The sequence below is a fragment of the Treponema sp. OMZ 799 genome, assembly GCF_024181365.1.
Taxonomy (GTDB): Bacteria; Spirochaetota; Spirochaetia; order Treponematales; family Treponemataceae; genus Treponema_B.
In genome coordinates this window covers 2,406,286-2,425,992 of record NZ_CP051301.1, presented here as the reverse complement: position 1 = coordinate 2,425,992, position 19,707 = coordinate 2,406,286, and the positions used below count along the sequence as shown (strand labels likewise).

Genomic DNA, 19,707 nt, shown 5'->3' with positions numbered 1-19,707 from the left:
TGTTTATCGATATTTTATAGGAGAGTTAAAGTGAAATATATTAGAACCATTATGCTTATGCTGATTGCATGTCTTGTTTTGACATCTTGTGCGCCTAAGGCCGATATCTTTGTTCAGCAGTCGGGAGATGTTGTGGTAACCTTGGATATCCAAACAGGAAAAACAATCGATGCCCTTCTCGAAAATGCGGCTCAGTTTACCGAAGAGGAAAAGGCTAAAAGCCCTTCAATCTTTAATACGGAAGAAATAAAAAAAGAGCTTGAAGCCAAGGGAATAAAAGTTTTAAACATGACTACCAATTCGATAGCCGGTATAAATGCAAAAATCAAAATCATGAGTAAGGACATGGATAGTGAAACCTCCTTTGTAAAAACCGATATGAAGGCCGGTCTTTTGACTTTGAGCATAGGTCCCGATAATATAAAGGAATTTGTAAGCCTGCTTTCAGAAGACGACAGGGAGTATATCGAACTTTTAATGGCTCCGGCTATAACGGGAGAGCCTATAGGAACTGCGGAATATGAAGATCTTATTAAGGCCGCTTACGGAGATAAGCTTGCTTCCGATTTAAAAAGATCAAAGTTCCATGTTTCCATTACCTGTCCTAAAAAAATTAAAAGCATCAAGATTACTCCTTTCGGATATTCTTCTAAAGACGGTAACAAGGGGACAGTCGATATCCCCCTTTCAGAATTGCTTTGTGTAAGAGACCCCATCTTCGTTGAGGTTAAATTCTAAATTTTTTTGGAGGAGTTTATGTATTTCGATTATTATTATTTGGTTTTGGTTGTTCCGACCCTGCTTTTATCCTTGTATGCTCAATTTAAGGTAAAGTCGGCCTTTTCAAAATACTCTCAGGTCCAGACCATGAGAAAAATTTCAGGCAAGGAAGCTGCCGCCCTCCTGCTTAGATCAAACGCAATATCCGATGTGAATATCGAAAGGGTAGGCGGAAGTTTAAGCGACCACTATGATCCTGCTCACAAGGTTTTACGCCTTTCGGATCCGGTCTACGATAAGACCTCGATAGCAGCCGTAGGTGTTGCCGCCCACGAAACAGGACATGCCATTCAGGACAAGGAAAAATACGGCCCGCTGGTTTTACGCAGCACCTTGGTGCCTGTTGCAAACATAGGCTCAAGTGCCGGCCCCTATTTGGCCCTCGCAGGTATTATCTTCGGAATGAATTTGCTTCTCAACATAGGTATAATTCTTTTTGCCTGTGCCGTTTTATTCTATCTTATAACCCTGCCGGTTGAAATCGATGCTTCAAGGCGTGCCTTAAAAGTCTTGGAACACAATGCCGTTTTAAGCCAAGAAGAACTAAAAGGTGCCAAAAAAGTTTTGTCGGCTGCTGCCTTAACCTATGTGGCCTCAGCCCTTACTGCAATGGCAAACCTCTTACGCTTAATTTTAATTTCGCGGGATAGAAGGTAAATTTAATTTTTTTGAATGAGTGAAAAATAGATGGGCCCTGCTCCCTCCGCCTTATCGGGAAGAAAACGGAATCCGTATTTTGTTTTTTCGGGGAGGATGGGCCCAAGGCTGTCAGGTTTTTCTTCAAGACTTACTCTTTCCTTATATTTTTTTATAAGCTTTTCGATTAAAAAATCGTTTTCTTCATCGGCAAGAGCACAGGTCGAATAGATCAAATAGCCCTTAGGTTTAAGGAGCAAAAAGGCCGCAGATAAAAGAGCCCATTGTCTTTGGCTTAAATTTTTTATGCGGGCTTCCGTCCATTGTTTAAGATATTTTTCGTTTTGAAGCACATGCCTTTCGGAAGAGCAGGGGGCATCGAGTAAAATTCTCTCGTAAAGCTCTTGACCGTAGCGGGGCATTCGGGAAGCATCATAGCCGGAAATCTTGATTCGTTTTCGGTCGTCTTCATTTAAGTGCTCATCGAGAACCCTTATAAGCCTGTTCCGCCTATCGGCCGAAAGCTCGTTTGCCTGTATTTCGGCATCTCCCTTAATCCTGCTTAAAAGAACCAGGGTCTTTCCTCCGGGGGCAGCACACATGTCGAGGCAGCTTCCTTCTTCAAGAAGAGGCATGGCCTTGGCGGCTTGGATGCTTGCATAATCCAGATAGTAATTTTGTATGAGGTTTTCGCTGTAGGCTTCCGCCTTGTTTTCTTCTAACAGGGCTGCTTTGAGGGCAGACCACCTTTCTCCAAAAATGGAAAGATAGTAGTTTTCAAAACCTTCTGCCCCGCTTAGTTTTTGTTTTTTCATAACTAAAAAATTTTTTTCGGATAAATAAAACTATAAATAACCTATAGTTCAAACTCGGGATGCTTTGCATAAAAATCTTCAGGGATAATATCCATTAAGATTATGTCGTGCATTTTCCGGTTGCGAATCAGGGCTCCTCTCCTTGCTCCTATTTTTTTAAAGCCGACCTTTTCGTAAGCCTTAATAGCTCTTTCATTATAAGAATATACATTTAAGATTATGTTGTGCAGGTTGAGTTTTTGATAGGCATAGTTTATAAGTAAACACATAGCCTCGGTGCCGTAGCCCTTTGACCAGTAAGCCTTGTTACCGATAAAGATGCCGAGCTCTGCAGTTCTATCCAAATGACTGATCTTCATAAGCCCCATGTTTCCTATAAGCTCATCGGTTGCAGTATCCACGATTGCGTAATTATGTTCCTTTGAAATCCTATCGATTATTAGGCGTTCGGTTTCAAGGCCGATAATAGAAGAAGCAAAGTTAAGATATTCGGCCACTTCCTGATCGTTTGCCCAAACAGCATATTTTTCGGCATCTTCAATTCTCATTGGGGCAAGATAGCATTTTTTTCCGATAAGTTTTTTTATGTACATGAGACCTCCCATAAAAATCCAATAAAAGCTTTTTAAAAGGATTATAGTTAAAAGATGGGGCAGGGTCAAGAACTTGTTTTAGGCCGCCTATTATGTTATACTATATTTATGAGTACTAAAAGAAAAATGCCTATCGGCGTTCAAAGTTTTGAAGTTCTACGAAAAGATGCTTTTGTTTATATAGATAAAACGGAATTTATTTGGAAATTGGTGAACGAAAGCCGTGTTCACTTTTTAAGCCGGCCGCGCCGTTTTGGGAAAAGCCTCTTGCTTTCTACCTTGAAAGCCTACTTCCTCGGGCAAAAAGAGCTGTTTAAAGGTTTGGCTATCGAAAAACTTGAGGAGTGCGAAAAAGACAAAAGAGAAATCTGGCAAAAGTATCCCGTTCTCTATTTGGATTTTAATCCAAAAAACTACGCCGACACTAGGGCTTTGAATGATATTCTTAATGCCCACTTATCTGAATGGGAGGATGAATTTAAGATAGAAAAAACGGAGGAATCTCCTGACGGACGCTTTAGAAATCTTTTAAAACAGATTTATGAAAAAACAGGCAAGCAGGCTGTCATCCTCATAGACGAATACGATAAGCCCCTTCTTCAAACTATGTGGAAGGATGAAGCCTTAAACGAAACCTACCGCACAATTCTTAAAGGTTTTTTCGGAGTAATAAAAAGTGCAGACCAATATCTCCGCTTTGCTTTTTTGACAGGAGTTACAAAATTCAGTAAGGTCAGCATATTCAGCGATTTAAATAATTTAAGAGACTTAAGCCTCTTGTCGGATTACTCTGCCATCTGCGGTATTTCCCAAGAAGAACTTGAAAAGGATTTTCAACCTGAAATTAAAAACCTTGCAGAAAAAAATGATTTGACCTATGAGGAAACCCTCGCAAAATTAAAACAAAGATATGACGGCTACCTTTTTGCTAGAAAGGGTAGTGCTATGTATAATCCTTTCAGCCTATTGAATGTCTTCGCTTCCGGCGAATTTTCAAGTTATTGGTTTGCTACAGGCACGCCGACCTTTTTGGTTGAGTATCTTAAAAAAGCCTATTACAACATTCCCGACCTCGATGGAAATGTAAAAATGAACGAGGCAGGCCTGGAAACTTACAGAGCGGATGCAATCAACCCCCTGCCTATTTTGTTCCAATCGGGCTACTTAACAATCAAAGACTATAACGACTTTTCTAGACTTTTCCGCTTAGGTTTTCCTAATGATGAGGTGCGTTACGGCTTTTTGGATAATTTACTTCCGGCCTACACCCCGATACGAACCGATAAAACAGGTCTTTCAATTTGGGAATTTTACGAGCAAATAGAGGCCGGAGATGTAGACGGCTTTATGGAAAAATTAAAGGGAATAATATCCGGTATCCCTTACGACAGCTTAACCGAAAAAGATCTTGCCCTTCGTGAGCAAAACTATCAGACCGCCGTCTATCTTGTCTTCGCCCTTATGAACCAGTTTGTGCATACTGAAGTCCGATGTGCAACAGGGAGAGCTGACTGCGTTGTGGAATTCAGCGATAAGGTTTATATCTTTGAATTTAAACTCACCTCAAACGGAACGGCCGAAGATGCTATAAACCAAATAAAAGAAAAGTGCTACGCAGACAAGTACTCGGGGTCAGGCAAGAAGGTAATAGCAATAGGTTCAAGCTTTGATGAAGATAAACGCACAATTAAAGACTGGCTGATTGATAAATGACAAAGTTCAAATGTCACTCGCTCTTCGTCATTCGTCATATGTACTTCGTGCTTTGACACTTGAACTTCACACTTCGCAATTTTAACTTTATTTTATTCCTGAATTCTTAAAATGTTTTCCTAAAATTTTTGAGCCTATAAGAACTCCTACAAATCCCAAGACAAAGGTTGCAATTAAGATGATGACTCCGAGGTAGCCTGCACTTGCAGCAACGCTTTGTTCAACCTGAGCTTCATTCATCTGCATTCTTTCAAAGCAGAATTTTTTATAATGCTCTACGAAAAAGAGAATGGGGATAACGCCTCCTGAAGCGCTTCCCAAACACATAAAACCGCTTGCAACGGCTATCGTGTATTTGTTCTTATACTTCGAGGTATTGGCTGCAATGTCGGCCAGCAAGGCTCCGATAAACATACCTATCAGCCAAGGAAGGTATCCCATTCCCAAAATTAAAACAACCATGATGAGTAAAAGCTGGCTGATAGTAAAAACACCGAATTTGGGAACCTTAATAGCCAAGAATAAATAAATTGTTCCGACTACAAGTCCCGAAATTGCCGGGGAAAAGGCATGTAAAAAAGGGTTTATTGCCGCAGTAACAAAACCTATGATCATAAAGACCGCAATATAAACCACAGTCATTATTCCGATAAAAACAAAATCCTTTGTTTTAAATTTGTTTGACTTTTCCATAAAGTCCTCCATAATCTATAAATATGTAGAAAAAATACTTTCCAATTTTTTGTCGTGTTTCTCGAGCCTTGAATCTAAGGCTATTTTTTTATCTTTTAAAAGAATCAACCTGTTGCATATCTTCGAGATAAATTCAAAATCATGGGTTATTATAAGCACTGCAGAAGTCTCGGCTATCTCTTCGATAAGTTCTCCTACCCTGATCATGTTTCCGTAGTCCAAGCCGCTTGTCGGTTCATCAAGAATTGTAAGCGGACAGCCTCTGACATAGGTTGCAGCTATTATAAGCCTTTGCTTTTGTCCCATCGAAAGAGAAAAGGGGTGCTCATCCTTGTAATCGTAAAGGTTAAGTTTCTTTAAGGCTTTTTCTATTTTTTCGTTTACATTTTCAAGCTGTTTGTTTCCTATCAAAAGTTCCGAAAAAACATCGGCTCCGAAAAGCTGATATTCAACATCTTGAAGAACAAAATTTGTGCGGCTCACTCTTTCTTTTTCGTTTAAAATTTTTTCTCCGAATTTAATGCAGCCCGAACTTTGGCGGTAAATACCCGATATGATTTTTGCGAGGGTTGTTTTTCCTGCTCCGTTTTTTCCGGTAAGGGCGGCAATGTCGTTTTTATAAAGGTTTAAGTTGATCGAGTTTAAAATCTCGGTTCCGTCCTTAAACGAAAACGAAATATCGGAAAGACTGCAAATTTTTTCGCCTTCCTTATAGGAATTAAATTTATTTGAATCAAATTTACCGTTTAAATCTTTATTTGTTATAGAGTTGATAGCTTCCGTTTCATTTTCATTTTTAAAAAGATGCAAACTTCTTAAGCCTTTCGAATTTAAGTCTGCATTTTCAAGAGCTAAAAATTCTTCACGAGTGTATTCGTCTTGTATGTTTCCTTCATTTATATAGATAACTCTGTCAAAAAGATCTTTTAGATAATGAAGACGATGCTCCGCTATAATTATAGTAAAGCCTCTTTGTTTTAAAATTTTTAAAATATCGGCTAAGATTAGGATGGAGTTAAAATCCAGATTGGACGATGGTTCATCAAGAACTATAATTTTAGGCCGCAAGGTTAAAATTGAGGCGACGGCTGCTTTTTGTTTTTGTCCGTTTGAAAGGTTTTCAAGTTTTTCGGTTAAGAGGTTTTCGATGTGTAAAATAGAACAAACCTCGGCAATCCTTTCTATTATTTCATCGCGGGAAAGCCCGTAGTTTTCGCAAGGAAAGCTGAGCTCCGAAATTACGTCATCGGTAAAAAACTGACTCTTGGGTGATTGAAAAACCGAGCCTATATCTTTTGAAATTTCATCTATGCTGAAATTTGAAACATCTTCTTCGTTTATAAAAACGGAACCTGAAAATTCTCCCTCGCAAAACCGCGGGATAAGCCCGTTGATGCATTTTGTCAGTGTAGACTTTCCGCAGCCGCTTATGCCGGTAACAAGCAAGAATTCTCCTTTTTTTATATTAAGAGAAGTCTTTTTTAAATTTGCTTTTCCGTCTTTTGAAGATTCGTATATAAAAGAAACATCTTTTAATTCTACTGCTGTATTCATTTTATCGTCCTTTAAAAGAGCCTCGTAAATACGGAATCGAAGTCGAAGATTATTGCAGCACCGACAACAAAAAGGGAGATCAGGGTAAAGGAGTAATCTGTTATTTCGAATTTTATTTTAAAAAGCTCTGCAGCAGTTTTTGGGGATTCGGCTCCCTTTACGAGGGCTGCAGCCGTCATGTCATCCGCAAGAGATACGGCCCGAAAAAGAACAGGAACGAGAGCATACTCCAGACTTCTGATAGGATGAAAAAAAATACTTTTTGCCCCTAGTTCGATTCCTCTCATTTTCATGCTGTTTGTGATTATGATCATCTCTTTTTTTATGGTAGGTAAAAAACGCACTGCAACCGTAAAGCCGAGCATTATACTCTTAGGAAGCCGCATTTTATTTAGGGAGCTTACGAGGCTCTTTGTATCTACCTTGTTAAAGATTACCGTTGCCGCCATAAGGAAGGGTAAAAATTTTTGCACACCCATTGCGATGAGGGAAACGGAGTTAATCAAAAATTGTATGGGCAGATCGGGCAGGGCTCTTATCCCGAAAGGAAGAGCGAGCGCTAAAAAGAATATTAAGGTATATTTTATTGCCTTTTTGTACATTTTAAAAAGGCAGACAATGCTCAAGGACACAAAAAAAATAAAAATATTTGCAGAAAGAGATGAAGAAACCGTAGTTATAAGTGAAAGCACAATGTTTAAAAATACTATTGTGCGGGGATCCAAGATAGTTCTTTTTTTTGAAGTGTAGGTTCTTATCTGCTCTGCAAGAACCGAAATATCGTTTGAATTTTCCGTATAAAAAGCGTAGTCTTTTAGCTCCGAGTTTAAGTATACTATATTGTTAGACATAGGCGACATACTACCCGAAAAGAAAAATTTTGTCAATCGATGAGACAAGATATTTTTGCATTTGGATTTACACAAAGCTCTGGTATTTTTTGCGGATTTGTGTTAAATTTTACTTAGCTGATTATTTTCACTTTCCATAAAAGGAGATTAAAAGAATGAAAAAAAATATTGTAAGTTTTTTGTTTATCATCATTACTGTTTTCGTTATTCATTGTGAAGAATTATCATATATAAACTATGCAAATAATTACAATATTTCAGAGTATGATATTAAAAATATTCTAGGGACTTATATGGAAAAAAATTAATATGGAGATTGTGTGATATGGCTGCTTCAATTTTAATATTATGCGCTTTTTTGAGTATTTTTTTATTTATATCATGTTTTATATTATCTATATTTATAGGTTTTTATCAAAAAAGAATACCCGGATTAGATTATAATTCTCTTGTAGAAACTGCTTTTTTAGAAGGACATTATTACGGTAAATATTGGAATCATAAAAATAATGAGGGGAATTGGACATGGGTAATGCCTGATTCATATATTAAGAAAAAGGCATTGGAATTTAGGGATGATGATACAGAGAAAATAATAAAATACAGAAAAAAACTTGTCAAGACTATAAAAATTAGAACTGTATTATTTGTAATTATAGGTTTTATATATGCCATTGTTTTTTTTATTTCGTTATTTGTTGACTCAAAATAAAAGATTTTTATATGTTATTGGTACAAATATAAAAAAGATTAACATTATGAACACAAAACCTTGTCCCGGGTACTGATACTTGTTTACTGTTATGTTTTGTGTAATAATAAAAGCTAGGATTATATTAAATGAAATTTAATACGAAAATTGAATATTGTTTAGTAGAATTTAAGATGTCTAATCAAACATGTTATTGTTTATGGTTTTCTGATAATCGTGATGCGTTTTTGATTGATGAAAATGACAAACTAATTATGTTTTATTGTGAAGATGACATGAGAGCGTTTTGTAAAATTCATAGTTTAGATATTCAGATGGAGGCTGCTGTATTGTATGATATTGATGCATTTATGGAAAAAATATGTCTGAATGACATAGATTGCAATCTTATTTTGCGTTTTTGGAATATTGCATCTGACATGGCGTATACATTGAAAGAATCGTTTATAGGTGATGATGATGGTGTGGATTGTGTAATATTGGATGTATATAATAAACTGTTTTACGGAACAAATCCGCCGGCTCTGAAAAAAGACTCTCAGGAAGTATATATTCCTAAATGGACAAAAGAAGAAAGTCTTATTATAAATAATGTAATGGATGATGCGGTTAGAATATTTTATAAATATTTAAAATAAATATTGGAGGTGTATGATGACACATGTATTTTTATTATCATATGAGATACCTAATGATATAAAAATATGGAGGGAAAATAAATGTCAAGCCGCATAGATAATTTTTTTACAATTTTGTCGTTCTTGCCCGGACTTTATTGGGTGATATTGTATATTCTTTTATTGTTATATGTAATTGCCTCATGGTTAGGAAGATTGAACAAAAAAATAAAAAATATTGTATTTGATAGTCCGGCAGTTGATACATGGTTCCATATTTTTAGGTATACAATACTGCCTTCAATAATATTAATTATTTTTACGATAATTTTAGTTAAAAGGATATATTATGGTAATATGGACTATCATTATGGTTCTATAAAAATTTTAATAATATTTATTGTAGGAATAATTTGGTTTTTAGGAGCGTGGATCATATCAAGTATACAAAAGAAACGTGCAGAAAATGGTGATTTGGGATTTGCTTATAAAATAACAGCAATATTATCATGTATTTTATTTCCTCTAGTTGCATTAATTATTGTATTTCTTTTAGTGAGAAAATAATAACGAAATTGAGGATGTATGATATGAAAGAATTAGATTTATCTTATAAGCAATTTTGCATATTTAATAGATGAAGAAATAACAAAATTAACAGATTTTGTGTTAGATGGAAAATCTGCAACTTAAATAAAATAGCAGCTACGACACTTGTTTGCTTTTATATTTTGTGTAATAATAATTAGGGGGTTAATTATGAAAAAATTATGTATTTTATTAATTATTTTTGTTTTGATTTTTTCATGCAAAAAAAGTGATGAATTTTATGAAAGAAGCTTTTTACTTGATTGGAATTTTTTTAGACCTAAAGGGCGCAACAGTAATTTTCTCCCTTCATCATATAGTTATGTTAAGAGCGGTGTCAGCCATATTATGACTGAAACTAAATTTACTTGTATTTTTGCAGCTATTTTTATGTGAGTTGACAAAAATTAAAGATAGTATTATAAAGAGATACCTAGCAGGGGAGGTAAAAAATTTGAGATTAGATCGTAAATTTGGCATAATATTTATAATTTTATTGCTTTTTTATTGCGATGCTTTTTCAATGGGAATCCTTTGGAAGCAGAGAGTTTCTCGAAAGAAAGAGAAAGAAGTGGAACAATACATGCAAGGTGTTATTGATAATATCAAAACATTAACTGAAGAAAAATTTATTTCATTATTTTATGAAAACAAGGTTAGTGTTTATATGCAAAAGCCGTACAGTGCCTATGAGAATCCCAATATAGGATCTTATTCTTGTATTCCTGATGATATAGAAGAAGTAATTTTTAAGAGCGACCTATTTAACACGGAACCCCCGGCTACTTGTTTTAAATCATTGACTACAGTATTCTCTCTTGGAGATATTATTTACAAAAAGAAGCCTGAGATGCATAGACCTTATGGGTTTGATCACGAGGCTATAAATGCATCGCTGCCATATAACCAGCTTATTGATTATTTTCAGAGTATTTTTATAGAATGTAACGAAAAAATACTTCGTATTTCTTTTGTTGCTTCATTGTATGATGACGGAAAAGGTAATTTTTATATATTTAATATTATTTGCGATTTTAGTGAATTCTCCTCTATTGAAGAATATGAACGAATGAAAAAAGAAGAAAAATATTATTGATTTTTAAACCCCGCCGATAAAATCGATATATTCTTCCTCTTTACTTTTTTCATCTTCAGAGCTTGACTATTTTTTTTATTTTCGATATAATTAACCCTAAATTTTATTATATCGCACGCTTAAGGAAGGTGCAGAAGGAGAATCGTTGGCTGAAGTAAAAGGTTTGCGGATAAATGATCAAATCCGCGTGAGAGAGGTTAGGTTAATTGGGGCTAATGGCGAACAAGCAGGTATTGTTCCCACTATTGAGGCTGTAAAAATGGCCGCAGAAGCCGGACTTGACCTTGTTGAAGTTGCGCCTACCGCGAAGCCTCCGGTTTGCAAAATAATAGATTACGGTAAATATCGATTTCAAATGGAGAAAAAGCTCCGTGACTCCAAGAAAAATCAAAAGCAGCAAATGATGAGAGAAATCAGAATGCAGCCTAAGATACACGACCATGATCTTGAGTTTAAATCCGCACATATCAAAAAATTCCTTGACGGCGGCGATAAAGTAAAGGTAACCGTGCGTTTTTGGGGACGCGAACTTGCTCATACAGAGCTCGGTTATGAAGTTTTAAACAAGGTTTTGGAAAAACTGGGGGGTGAAGAAGCCTGTACCCTCGAGAAAAAACCTGCTATGGAAGGACGGACAATGTCTATGACATTGAGTCCCAAACAAAAAAAATAAGCTTATAATAAATTTTGGAGGTACTTATGCCTAAGATGAAGAGCAAAAGAGCTGCTAAAAAGAGATTTTCTCTTACTGCAAGCGGTAAGGTAAAATACAAGCAGATGAACAAGGGTCATATTATGACTAAAAAATCTCAAAAACGTGTACGCCGTCTTAAGAAATCGGCCATTCTTTCAGAGGCTGACAGCATGAAGATGCGAAAGCAGCTATTGCCCTACGGTTAATTTATTTGAAATAGAAGTCAGGAGTTTATAATGTCAAGATCAACAAGCAGTGATAGAAGAATTACAAGAAGAAAAGCTATATTGAAGCAAGCCAAGGGCTTTAGAGGCCGCCGTGGTACCAACTTTAAGGCAGCCCGCGATGCAGTTCGAAAGGCCTTGCTTCACAGCTATGTAGGACGAAAAGATAAAAAAAGCGATATGAGGCAGATATGGATTACCCGTATCAATGCAGCCGTTAGAGCTGAGGGTATTTCCTATTCACGCTTTATTGCCGGAATGAACAAGGCCGGAATCCAATTAAACAGAAAGGCCCTGTCAAATATGGCAATCGAAGATCCCTCCGCTTTTAAGGCTGTCGTAGAAGCTTCAAAAAAGGCTTTAGGAGTCTAATATGCTCAATCTCGATCAGGTAAGGCTCCTTGAAAACAAGGTAGAAAGGGCTGTACAGATGATAAAAAGCCTTCATACCGAAAAAGATTCTCTAAAAAAAGAAATTGAAGCTAGAGACAAGCGGATTTCCGAATTAGAGAAGCTTATAGTAACTTTTAAGGATGACCAATCTAAGATCGAGGAAGGAATAATCAACGCACTTAATCAATTAAGTGCGTTTGAGGATGCCTCTTATACAAAAAAACACGAAATGAGGCCTTCTGCCTCTGAATTTGAAACCGCAGTCCCTGTTTCAGCCGGATCTGAACCGGAGTCTTTTTCACCTCCTCCTAAAACCCCTTTACAACAAGCTCCTGCAGCAGATCCCGTTTCGGAAGAACCGGGTTCCGGTAATCTTCAAAAAGACCTTGATGATGTACTGGGGCAAGCCTCCGATACAAGTAAACAGATGGATATATTTTAGGTAAAATGAGCAAAGGACAATTAAATATAGACGTATTGGGAACTTCCTTTGCCATTCAAGCCAACGAAACCGATGAATACCTAAATCGAATTTACAATCACTATCTAAATGTTTTAGATCAAGTGAGGCAAAGTTCGAAGGTTACCGATCCTTTAAAACTTGCCATTCTTACTGGTATTTTAATTACCGATGAGCTTTACAAGGAAGAATTTTCGGAACAAAATTCGCAAGATCTTATCCAAAAAGCTTGTGACATAGAAAAATCCGCTATGCGGATGATAGAAAAAATCAATGAGGTAATATGAAAATCTGGGTGGATGCCGACTCGTGCCCTGTAAGAATAAGACAAATTACGGCCAAGGCCGGAGAACGTCTAAAGCTGCCCGTGATCTTTGCAGCAAACAGGGAAATCCCCGTGCCTAAGGGTGCAAGCATGGTTGTTACCGAAAATACGGAACAGGCGACCGACCTCTACATAACCGAAAACTCGGCTGAGGGAGATTTGGCTATAACGAGGGATATCCCCTTGGCAAAACTTTTGGTAGATAAGGGGCTTTATGTTATAAACGACAGGGGAACAATTTTTACCCGCGACAATATAAATACCTACCTGTCTGCAAGAAATTTTATGTATGAGCTTCAGGCCAACGGCCTCGCTCCGGAAAAAACCGCCTCTTTCGGTAAAAAAGAGATTCAGAAATTTTCAAATCTTTTAGACAGCCTTTTGGCTAAGGCCTTAAAATAAGGACCCCGTATTCAAGGTTTTAAGTCCTTATTGTACTTTTAGGGAGAAAATGATATTATAAGCAGATGAAAAATAAACTTATTTTAATGTTCATGCTCTGTCTTGTTTTTATAAGCTGTAAACAAGATCCCGATTTTTACTTATATGATGACATGGATAACTTAAAAGACGAGCAAAAAACTCTTATTGAAGTTTTAAAAAAAACGGAAAGCAAGGAAATGAGCTTTGCCGTTAAGGATAGAATAGCAAAAAATCTCAAGGTTAAAAAGAAAAATAAACTTTTAATTGTCTTTTTAAGCTCCCTTGTAGAAAACGACCCTGATGACACTTACAAGGGCTATTGGCTTTTAATGCTGGCAAACGAATATATGGAACAAAAAATGAATGAGCCGGCTGCTTATTTTTTTGAAAGAGTTATAAAACTGGATAAGGATATGGAAATTTCGGGAAAGTCCATTCAATATTTAAGCTTAAAGAATTTGATAAATATAACAACTGATCCAAAACGCCTTGTCGAGTATTATTCTCTTTTGCTTTCCAATTTTTATGACAGCATAGATCCCGCTTATTCTTATTTTATGCTTGCACAAAATTACGAAAAGCTCGGAGAATGGCATTTGGCGATTCAAAGCTATTCAAAATTTATAGGACTGGGACGTTTCGATTTGATTATACCCGGCATCCCCGACAATTACGGCTATGCTCGAAAAATCGTAGACTACAGCTCTTCAACAAAGAGCTGGACCATGGAAAGCCTTGACGAACTTTTGGCCATTATTAAGTCTGCAATTCAGAGAAAGGACTTTGATACCTTGGAAAGGTACCGCTCAAAGGTAAACTTTTTTTCGATGGCGTGGAAACAGGAGCTTTCGGATATTTACGGTTCTCCCGATTTTTCTTTAAGAAATTTTATGCGCGGAAGCTATATAAAGATAGAATCCGAAATTGACCCTTCCTCTACACCCTATGAGGCCTATCTTAAAACCTCAGGTTGGAATCAATATTCAAGAATATGGTATCTGTATTTTAGAAAGGTCAACTTCCCGGCAGATCCTGAAATTCACGGAAGATGGGAATGGGCAGGTATTTACTACGGAGAAAAAATTTAGTGAAAATACGGCTTTTTTTTATAGTCTTTATTTTTTTTAGTTTTAATTTCATTCATTCAGCCTCTTTAAATTTTACAAGGGATGAATCAGCTAAGCTCAGACAGTTTAGCAAGATTTCCCTGTCTTATAACCGTCAAAAATCGCTCCACGGTACGGTTATTGTGCCTCCAAGATATCCCCTAATTGAAAAATTTAGGAATCAGTATCTTACCGAAAACGGCTTAAGGTACTTGGAGGCCATTATGCAAAGATCGAGGCCTTACCGCAATTTTATTATTCAAGAATTGCGCAGAGAAAATCTTCCTCCCGAACTCTTGTTTTTACCGGTAATAGAATCGGGTTTTTCGCCTAAGGCTGTGTCAAAATCGGGGGCTGTAGGCATTTGGCAATTTATGCGGAACAGTATAGGCGGATATGATATTCACATTGATGAGTGGATGGATGAAAGACGGGATCCATGGAAAACAAGTGCTGCAGCGGTAAAAAAACTGAAATGGAATTATAATTATTATAATGACTGGTACTTGGCCCTTGCGGCTTATAACTGCGGGGTAGGGGCCTTGGATAAGGCAATAAAAAAGGCCGGAAGCCGAAACTATTGGTATCTGGCCGAAAAAAAATTCTTAAAACCGGAAACCTCCCTCTATGTCGCCAAATTTTTAGCTATTGCAGAAATTCTTATGAACAGCGAAAAATACGGTATTGATTGGGGCGAAGCTCTTGATTATGAAGCCACCGAGCTTATTCCGATAAAACGCTCTGTGGATATCATCTTACTTGCAGAAAAAGTTAAGGCTGATACCGATCTTTTTTCGGCCCTTAATCCGTCTTTAAAATTTAATATTACACCGCCCAATGTAAAATATAACCTGCGGATTCCTATGGAGCATAAGGAGGCCGTTCAAGACTTGCTCGCAAAAAACACCCTTCTTATAAAATACTACAGCTATAAGATAAGATCGGGAGATACTCTTTACGCCTTATCAAGACACTACGGTGTAAGCATTAAGTCGATTATAAACTATAATCCCGGTATCAAGGCTTCGGCTCTTAGGATAGGGCAGGTGCTTAAAATACCTGCTCTAAAAACGGTGAATTCCTACAGGCGTAAAAAAGACGATCAAAATGTTGAATTTAATGGTGTATACATAATTCAAAAAGGCGATACCCTCTGGTCAATAGCCTTAAAACATGATGTTCAAGTTGAAACTCTTGCGGCAAAAAACGGAATAGAAGTAAATTCGGTGCTTTCCTTAGGTCAAAAACTAAAGGTGCCGATAATAAACTGATAAGCAAGGGGATAAAGCAAATGAACAAATTTTTAAATAAAAACACAGCTTTAAAAAATGCCAAGGCTTTAAGCGGCTTTTTTTTGTTTTTCTTCCTTTTTAATTTAGCCTTAACCGCCTATGAGCCTGTTCTCCAATCTTCTTCCGTTCAAAATTGGGAAAAGGGCACAATCGAATCCTTAATAAAACTTGATATGAATAAAAGCGGCTTTTATCTTCCCGGTGACAGGGATGCGGCTTTTAATACGATAGAAAAATACATGCCCTCTCTTTTAAAAGATATCTATCTTTCGGTTGTAGTTGACTCTTCCCACCGCTTGGGCAACTATCTTGCTGAAGAAAAAGTAAACTTAAACACCATAAACAAGATAATCGAAAAAGGGAACTATAAAAATCCTCATTTTTCAAATGATCTGTCAAATGCGCTAATTAAAACAAGCACCGAAATGCATGAAATTGCAAAACTTTTTATAAAACATTCTACCCCCTATGCTCCGTCGATTCCTCCAAGTACCACGGTCAGCAAGGTGTATACGGGTATTTTAATCGATGCGAGGGGCTTGCTGCCCGTACATGGGGAGTATACAAAAGAGAAACTTCAGCCCTGTATTTTCCCTAAAATTTGGAATACAGATATGTCTACGATATACGAAAAGAATATGGTAGATCCTAAAATTGCAAAAAAGCTTGGAATCGTTTTATATTCTTCAAGTCTTAATGAAGAACTTTATAGGGAATATGTGGGTACCGAGCCCCTGCGTATCATAGCGAGAGGAGTTTTCGGCCAAAATAGAACCGATCCGATTATCTCGATGGAAGATAGCAGCCGTATTTTGTCAAAACCTGAAAACTTAAAGCTTTTAGAGGAAGGGCGGATAGTCATAATCTGTGATGAGGATATGCTCCATGTTACCGAAGCCTTTACTCCTCCGGATGAAAACTATTACTTTGCCTATCATGATATTGAACTCTTACTTGAAAAACGTAAGGAAAAAGGAATTGAACTTTCCAATCCTAAAAATATCATTAAGATAACGATGTACGATATCAGGTTCGTTGCAGATATGCCCGATGTTCTTCCTGAAGAGACCGGAAAAATAGATGTAATTGCTGAGGCTCTTTTAAAATTGGGTCCCTATACAAAATTTTTAATTGAAGGTCATACGGCAGATCTTAACAGGCCTGAGGACGAAAAGATTCTTTCGGTTCAAAGGGCGGAAAGAATTGCAGATGAAATTTCTAAGCGGGGTATTGACCGCTCAAGGATAATGACTGCCGGCTATGGAAGTACAGTACCCAAGGCTCCCAGCAATAACGAAAAAAATATGGCAAAAAACCGCCGTGTCGAGATTACGGTAATCCGTGAATAAACGCTTATATTAAGCTTAAGATGATACTTTTTGTAATATTGTTTGTTTAGGACGTATTAACACAGGTTTTAAATAAAATTTGGAGAATAAAAATGACAAAAAAAATTAAGGCAAGATCCTATTTTTTTAATTTAATCGGTTTTATAACTTTAGCTGCAGCATCAGTTATGCTTTTTTCTTGTTCAAGTCTTCCGACTGATGAAACGGTTCCCGGAAATCTTACGCCCATTGAGTTAAATCAAAGGGCCCAAGAAGAGCTTGACAACGGTTATTTAAGAAATGCCCTTGAGTATTATAAAATAGTAATAAAACGTTACGGCTCTGATGCCTCTATCAGGACAGCTGCAGAATATGAAATTGCTCATATCTATATAACTCAAAACAAGTGGCTTGAAGCCGATGATATGCTTAAAGCCATTATCGACAGATACGAAATGGCCGGAGGAGCCGGCCTTGCTCCTAAATATCTGGTTCTTGCAAGAAAGGACTATAAAAAGACTCAAGAGTATATTCAAAAATATAACTTAAGAAAAACAACAAAGGATAACCCCGAAAAAACTGAAGAACAAGTTTAATCGGGCTTTACCCTATCCGTTTTTCTATCCATTCAAAGATATCGGCCTTAACTTCTTCCTTATTTGTTTCGTTTAAGATTTCATGGCGGGCTCCTTCGTAGAGCTTTAAGTTAAGGTCGCTTATACCGTTGGCCTTATAAATATCATAGAGTTTTTTTACGCTTTTACCTAGGTTAGAAACAGGATCCCTGTCGCCTGAGGTAATGAGTATGGGCAGCTCAGGAGGAATCTTTGCCATTTCCATGCTCCTGTGGGTTTGTTTTAATCCTTTTATCAGGTCTTGGTAAAAACCTACAGTGCACACAAAGCCGCAAAATTCATCATCAATATATTTTTGTACTTCTTTTTCATCTCTCGAAAGCCAATCAAAATTTGTTTTGGGGGAATCGACCGTCTTATTGTAGGCTCCAAAACTCAGTTTATCCATAAACTTGGAGGGTATTTTTCTTCCCGAAAAGAGCTTATTTAAGCCGGCTGCAAGGCCTGCAATGCTCATCATAGGGTTCGGGCCTGCACTTCCAACTAAGATAGCGGCATTAACGGTTTTACCGTAGTTTTCTATATAATTTTGTGTGATAAAAGAGCCAAACGAGTGTCCCAGTATTATAATTGGAATATCGGGATAAATCTTTTTAATTTCTTCGTTTATCTCTTTTTGATCTTCTACTACCCGCTTAAAGCCGTCTTTATCGGCAAGATAACCTTTGAGCATTATATTTCCACAAGTTTTACCGTGCCCTCGATGATCCGATGCAAATACCGTAAACCCGCGTGTACATGCATCTTCGGCAAAGTCGGCATATCTTAATGCATGTTCTGCCATGCCATGAACTATATGAATTACAGCCCTAGGCTTTTTTTTGGGCAGCCACTGATGAACTGCAACGGCCGACCCATCGCTCATTGTTTGATAAATTGTCTGCATAAATCATCCCCCATAAAAATAGTATAATCCATAAAAATAAAATTTTCAATCAAAAAAAAGATAAAATTTATTTTATCTTTAAAATCTATTTTGTTGATTTTTTACCGTTAATATGTTATAAAGCTTATCACCGTTTTTTGGAGGATGTATGCATTTTTTTAAGCAATTTTTGAAAAAAATTAAAAATATGGATCCTTATGCTAAGACAAATATATTTTATTTATTTCTTGCCGCGGCAATAATAGGAGGTCTGCTTTTTTTTACCCGTGAAAAAATTATAAACTATCCCTATGATTCAATCGAAAATTTTAAGACAATGATAAATGTTACAAGGAAGAGCGTAACAGTAATAGGCAAGGGAGATGACGGGGTATTTTTGGAAGGGCGGAGCATCACTTTAAGTCCCTACAAAATAGGAAAATATGAGGTTGCTTTTACCTTTTGGCACGAGGTATACAATTGGGCTGTTAACGAAAGCAAGCATAAATATGTATTTCAGTCTATGGGCCAGCCCGGAATTTTTATGACCTCCGGTTCAAGTCCTGATGACTTATACGAGATTCCTGATGTCAGAAAAAAAGCGGAATCTCTTGGTCTGCCTTATGAAACCGTAAAATGCGGTCTTTATCCCGTCACTAAAATGTCATGGAGCGATGCAATAATCTGGTGTAATGCCCTCAGCGAAAAAGAAGGTCTTGATCCTGTTTATTTTTATGACGGACAGGTTTTACGTAATTCTCTTGAGATAACAAAGAGTGAAAATCCTGAAGTGAGAATGAAAAATAACGGATACCGATTGCCTACTGAAGCTGAATGGGAATTTGCTGCAAGGGGAGGCGATGTTTCCGCTCCCGATTGGAATTTCGGCTTTGCAGGTACCGATGACTTTAACGCAGCGGATGACTATGCCTGGCATTCCGGGAACAGTTCTTTTTTAAATGCAGGTGCAATAACTGAGGTTATAGATATTCATCCTATCGGTCAAAAAAAACCTAACAGGCTCGGCCTCTACGATATGTCCGGTAACTGTTGGGAATGGTGCTTTGACAGATATAATAGAAGACAGCCCGGAGAATTTATAGATCCTATCAATAATATGGGTGCCCGTCCCCGTATTATAAAAAGCGGTTCTGCAAGAAATCCGCCGGCCTTTGCCCGAGTAAAATCTTGGGGTTATGCCGTGCCTGTAAATCCGGGATATATTTTAGGTTTTAGATTGGCCCAAACAATTACAGGAGATGATAAGTAATCCTTATCCGATATGTTGACATGATTTTAATATCCGGTTAAGAT

Annotated in this window: 26 protein-coding genes; 20 read left to right on the top strand and 6 right to left on the bottom strand. The window is 37.1% G+C overall.

Annotated features, from left to right (window positions below; translation table 11 throughout):
* Positions 1-30: 30 nt before the first annotated feature.
* Both E4O04_RS11195 and E4O04_RS11190 read left to right on the top strand, forming a co-directional pair.
* Positions 31-738, top strand: coding sequence for a hypothetical protein (locus E4O04_RS11195; RefSeq protein ID WP_253708056.1), 708 nt, complete (start codon positions 31-33; stop codon positions 736-738).
* A gap of 18 nt (positions 739-756) precedes the next feature.
* A complete protein-coding gene (locus E4O04_RS11190) occupies positions 757-1,437 on the top strand; it encodes a zinc metallopeptidase (protein WP_253708054.1) in 681 nt (226 codons plus the stop codon).
* A 2-nt stretch (positions 1,438-1,439) separates the two neighbouring features.
* On the opposite strand, the gene E4O04_RS11185 is transcribed toward E4O04_RS11190, so the two are convergent.
* A complete protein-coding gene (locus E4O04_RS11185; RefSeq protein ID WP_253708052.1) occupies positions 1,440-2,231 on the bottom strand; it encodes a class I SAM-dependent methyltransferase in 792 nt (263 codons plus the stop codon).
* Positions 2,232-2,272: 41 nt separating this feature from the next.
* Positions 2,273-2,824 carry a GNAT family N-acetyltransferase gene (locus tag E4O04_RS11180; protein WP_253687210.1) on the bottom strand — a complete coding sequence of 184 codons (552 nt, stop codon included), beginning with the start codon at positions 2,822-2,824 and terminating at the stop codon, positions 2,273-2,275.
* Between the two features lie 108 nt (positions 2,825-2,932).
* On the opposite strand from E4O04_RS11180, the gene E4O04_RS11175 reads away from it, so the two are divergent.
* The gene (locus E4O04_RS11175; protein ID WP_253708050.1) at positions 2,933-4,537 is read left to right on the top strand and encodes an ATP-binding protein; all 1,605 of its coding nucleotides are present in this window, start codon (positions 2,933-2,935) and stop codon (positions 4,535-4,537) included.
* A gap of 87 nt (positions 4,538-4,624) precedes the next feature.
* Here the strand turns inward: E4O04_RS11175 and E4O04_RS11170 are convergent, their stop codons facing one another.
* The 3 genes from E4O04_RS11170 to E4O04_RS11160 are packed head-to-tail and all read right to left on the bottom strand — an operon-like array spanning position 4,625 to position 7,635.
* Positions 4,625-5,230 carry an MptD family putative ECF transporter S component gene (locus tag E4O04_RS11170; protein ID WP_253708047.1) on the bottom strand — a complete coding sequence of 202 codons (606 nt, stop codon included), beginning with the start codon at positions 5,228-5,230 and terminating at the stop codon, positions 4,625-4,627.
* Between the two features lie 15 nt (positions 5,231-5,245).
* Positions 5,246-6,784 (bottom strand): ABC transporter ATP-binding protein, encoded by a 1,539-nt coding sequence (locus E4O04_RS11165; RefSeq protein WP_253708044.1) that lies wholly within the window; start codon positions 6,782-6,784, stop codon positions 5,246-5,248.
* An 11-nt stretch (positions 6,785-6,795) separates the two neighbouring features.
* Complete coding sequence (locus E4O04_RS11160; RefSeq protein ID WP_253708041.1) at positions 6,796-7,635, bottom strand: energy-coupling factor transporter transmembrane component T; 840 nt, start codon at positions 7,633-7,635, stop codon at positions 6,796-6,798.
* Positions 7,636-7,790: 155 nt separating this feature from the next.
* Here E4O04_RS11160 and E4O04_RS11155 point away from each other — a divergent pair, with 155 nt between their 5' ends.
* The 16 genes from E4O04_RS11155 (at position 7,791) to E4O04_RS11080 (ending at position 17,489) form a co-directional block, all read left to right on the top strand.
* Positions 7,791-7,943, top strand: coding sequence for a hypothetical protein (locus tag E4O04_RS11155; protein ID WP_253687220.1), 153 nt, complete (start codon positions 7,791-7,793; stop codon positions 7,941-7,943).
* A gap of 17 nt (positions 7,944-7,960) precedes the next feature.
* Positions 7,961-8,347, top strand: a complete 387-nt coding sequence (locus tag E4O04_RS11150) for a hypothetical protein (RefSeq protein WP_253687222.1) — start codon at positions 7,961-7,963, stop codon at positions 8,345-8,347.
* Between the two features lie 128 nt (positions 8,348-8,475).
* Positions 8,476-8,985, top strand: a complete 510-nt coding sequence (locus tag E4O04_RS11145; RefSeq protein ID WP_253708039.1) for a hypothetical protein — start codon at positions 8,476-8,478, stop codon at positions 8,983-8,985.
* Between the two features lie 81 nt (positions 8,986-9,066).
* Positions 9,067-9,531, top strand: a complete 465-nt coding sequence (locus E4O04_RS11140; protein ID WP_253708036.1) for a hypothetical protein — start codon at positions 9,067-9,069, stop codon at positions 9,529-9,531.
* A 192-nt stretch (positions 9,532-9,723) separates the two neighbouring features.
* The gene (locus E4O04_RS11135; RefSeq protein WP_253687227.1) at positions 9,724-9,948 is read left to right on the top strand and encodes a hypothetical protein; all 225 of its coding nucleotides are present in this window, start codon (positions 9,724-9,726) and stop codon (positions 9,946-9,948) included.
* Complete coding sequence (locus tag E4O04_RS11130; RefSeq protein WP_253708034.1) at positions 9,929-10,648, top strand: hypothetical protein; 720 nt, start codon at positions 9,929-9,931, stop codon at positions 10,646-10,648. The genes E4O04_RS11135 and E4O04_RS11130 overlap by 20 nt, the downstream gene beginning before the upstream one ends.
* Before the next feature lie 145 nt (positions 10,649-10,793).
* Complete coding sequence (gene infC, locus E4O04_RS11125) at positions 10,794-11,321, top strand: translation initiation factor IF-3 (protein WP_253687231.1); 528 nt, start codon at positions 10,794-10,796, stop codon at positions 11,319-11,321.
* Positions 11,322-11,347: 26 nt separating this feature from the next.
* Positions 11,348-11,548 (top strand): 50S ribosomal protein L35, encoded by a 201-nt coding sequence (gene rpmI, locus E4O04_RS11120; protein ID WP_002668131.1) that lies wholly within the window; start codon positions 11,348-11,350, stop codon positions 11,546-11,548.
* A gap of 30 nt (positions 11,549-11,578) precedes the next feature.
* Positions 11,579-11,938 (top strand): 50S ribosomal protein L20, encoded by a 360-nt coding sequence (rplT, locus tag E4O04_RS11115; protein ID WP_253687233.1) that lies wholly within the window; start codon positions 11,579-11,581, stop codon positions 11,936-11,938.
* Between the two features lies 1 nt (position 11,939).
* The gene (locus tag E4O04_RS11110; protein ID WP_253687235.1) at positions 11,940-12,401 is read left to right on the top strand and encodes a cell division protein ZapB; all 462 of its coding nucleotides are present in this window, start codon (positions 11,940-11,942) and stop codon (positions 12,399-12,401) included.
* 5 nt (positions 12,402-12,406) lie between these two features.
* Positions 12,407-12,706: a cell division protein ZapA gene (gene zapA, locus E4O04_RS11105; RefSeq protein ID WP_253687237.1), complete on the top strand. Its 300-nt coding sequence runs from the start codon at positions 12,407-12,409 to the stop codon at positions 12,704-12,706.
* Positions 12,703-13,146 (top strand): YaiI/YqxD family protein, encoded by a 444-nt coding sequence (locus tag E4O04_RS11100; protein ID WP_253687238.1) that lies wholly within the window; start codon positions 12,703-12,705, stop codon positions 13,144-13,146. The genes zapA and E4O04_RS11100 overlap by 4 nt, the downstream gene beginning before the upstream one ends.
* 65 nt (positions 13,147-13,211) lie before the next feature.
* Positions 13,212-14,255 (top strand): tetratricopeptide repeat protein, encoded by a 1,044-nt coding sequence (locus E4O04_RS11095; protein ID WP_253708032.1) that lies wholly within the window; start codon positions 13,212-13,214, stop codon positions 14,253-14,255.
* Positions 14,255-15,544 carry a LysM peptidoglycan-binding domain-containing protein gene (locus tag E4O04_RS11090; RefSeq protein WP_371922249.1) on the top strand — a complete coding sequence of 430 codons (1,290 nt, stop codon included), beginning with the start codon at positions 14,255-14,257 and terminating at the stop codon, positions 15,542-15,544. Before E4O04_RS11095 ends, E4O04_RS11090 begins: the two co-directional genes overlap by 1 nt.
* A 20-nt stretch (positions 15,545-15,564) precedes the next feature.
* On the top strand, positions 15,565-16,914 hold the full coding sequence (locus E4O04_RS11085; protein ID WP_253687243.1) for an OmpA family protein: 1,350 nt from the start codon (positions 15,565-15,567) through the stop codon (positions 16,912-16,914).
* A gap of 92 nt (positions 16,915-17,006) precedes the next feature.
* Complete coding sequence (locus E4O04_RS11080; protein ID WP_253687245.1) at positions 17,007-17,489, top strand: outer membrane protein assembly factor BamD; 483 nt, start codon at positions 17,007-17,009, stop codon at positions 17,487-17,489.
* A 7-nt stretch (positions 17,490-17,496) separates the two neighbouring features.
* Here the strand turns inward: E4O04_RS11080 and E4O04_RS11075 are convergent, their stop codons facing one another.
* Positions 17,497-18,414: an alpha/beta hydrolase gene (locus E4O04_RS11075; protein WP_253708026.1), complete on the bottom strand. Its 918-nt coding sequence runs from the start codon at positions 18,412-18,414 to the stop codon at positions 17,497-17,499.
* 148 nt (positions 18,415-18,562) lie between these two features.
* Between E4O04_RS11075 and E4O04_RS11070 the strand changes: the two genes are divergently transcribed.
* Positions 18,563-19,663 (top strand): formylglycine-generating enzyme family protein, encoded by a 1,101-nt coding sequence (locus tag E4O04_RS11070; RefSeq protein ID WP_253708023.1) that lies wholly within the window; start codon positions 18,563-18,565, stop codon positions 19,661-19,663.
* Positions 19,664-19,707 lie beyond the last annotated feature (44 nt).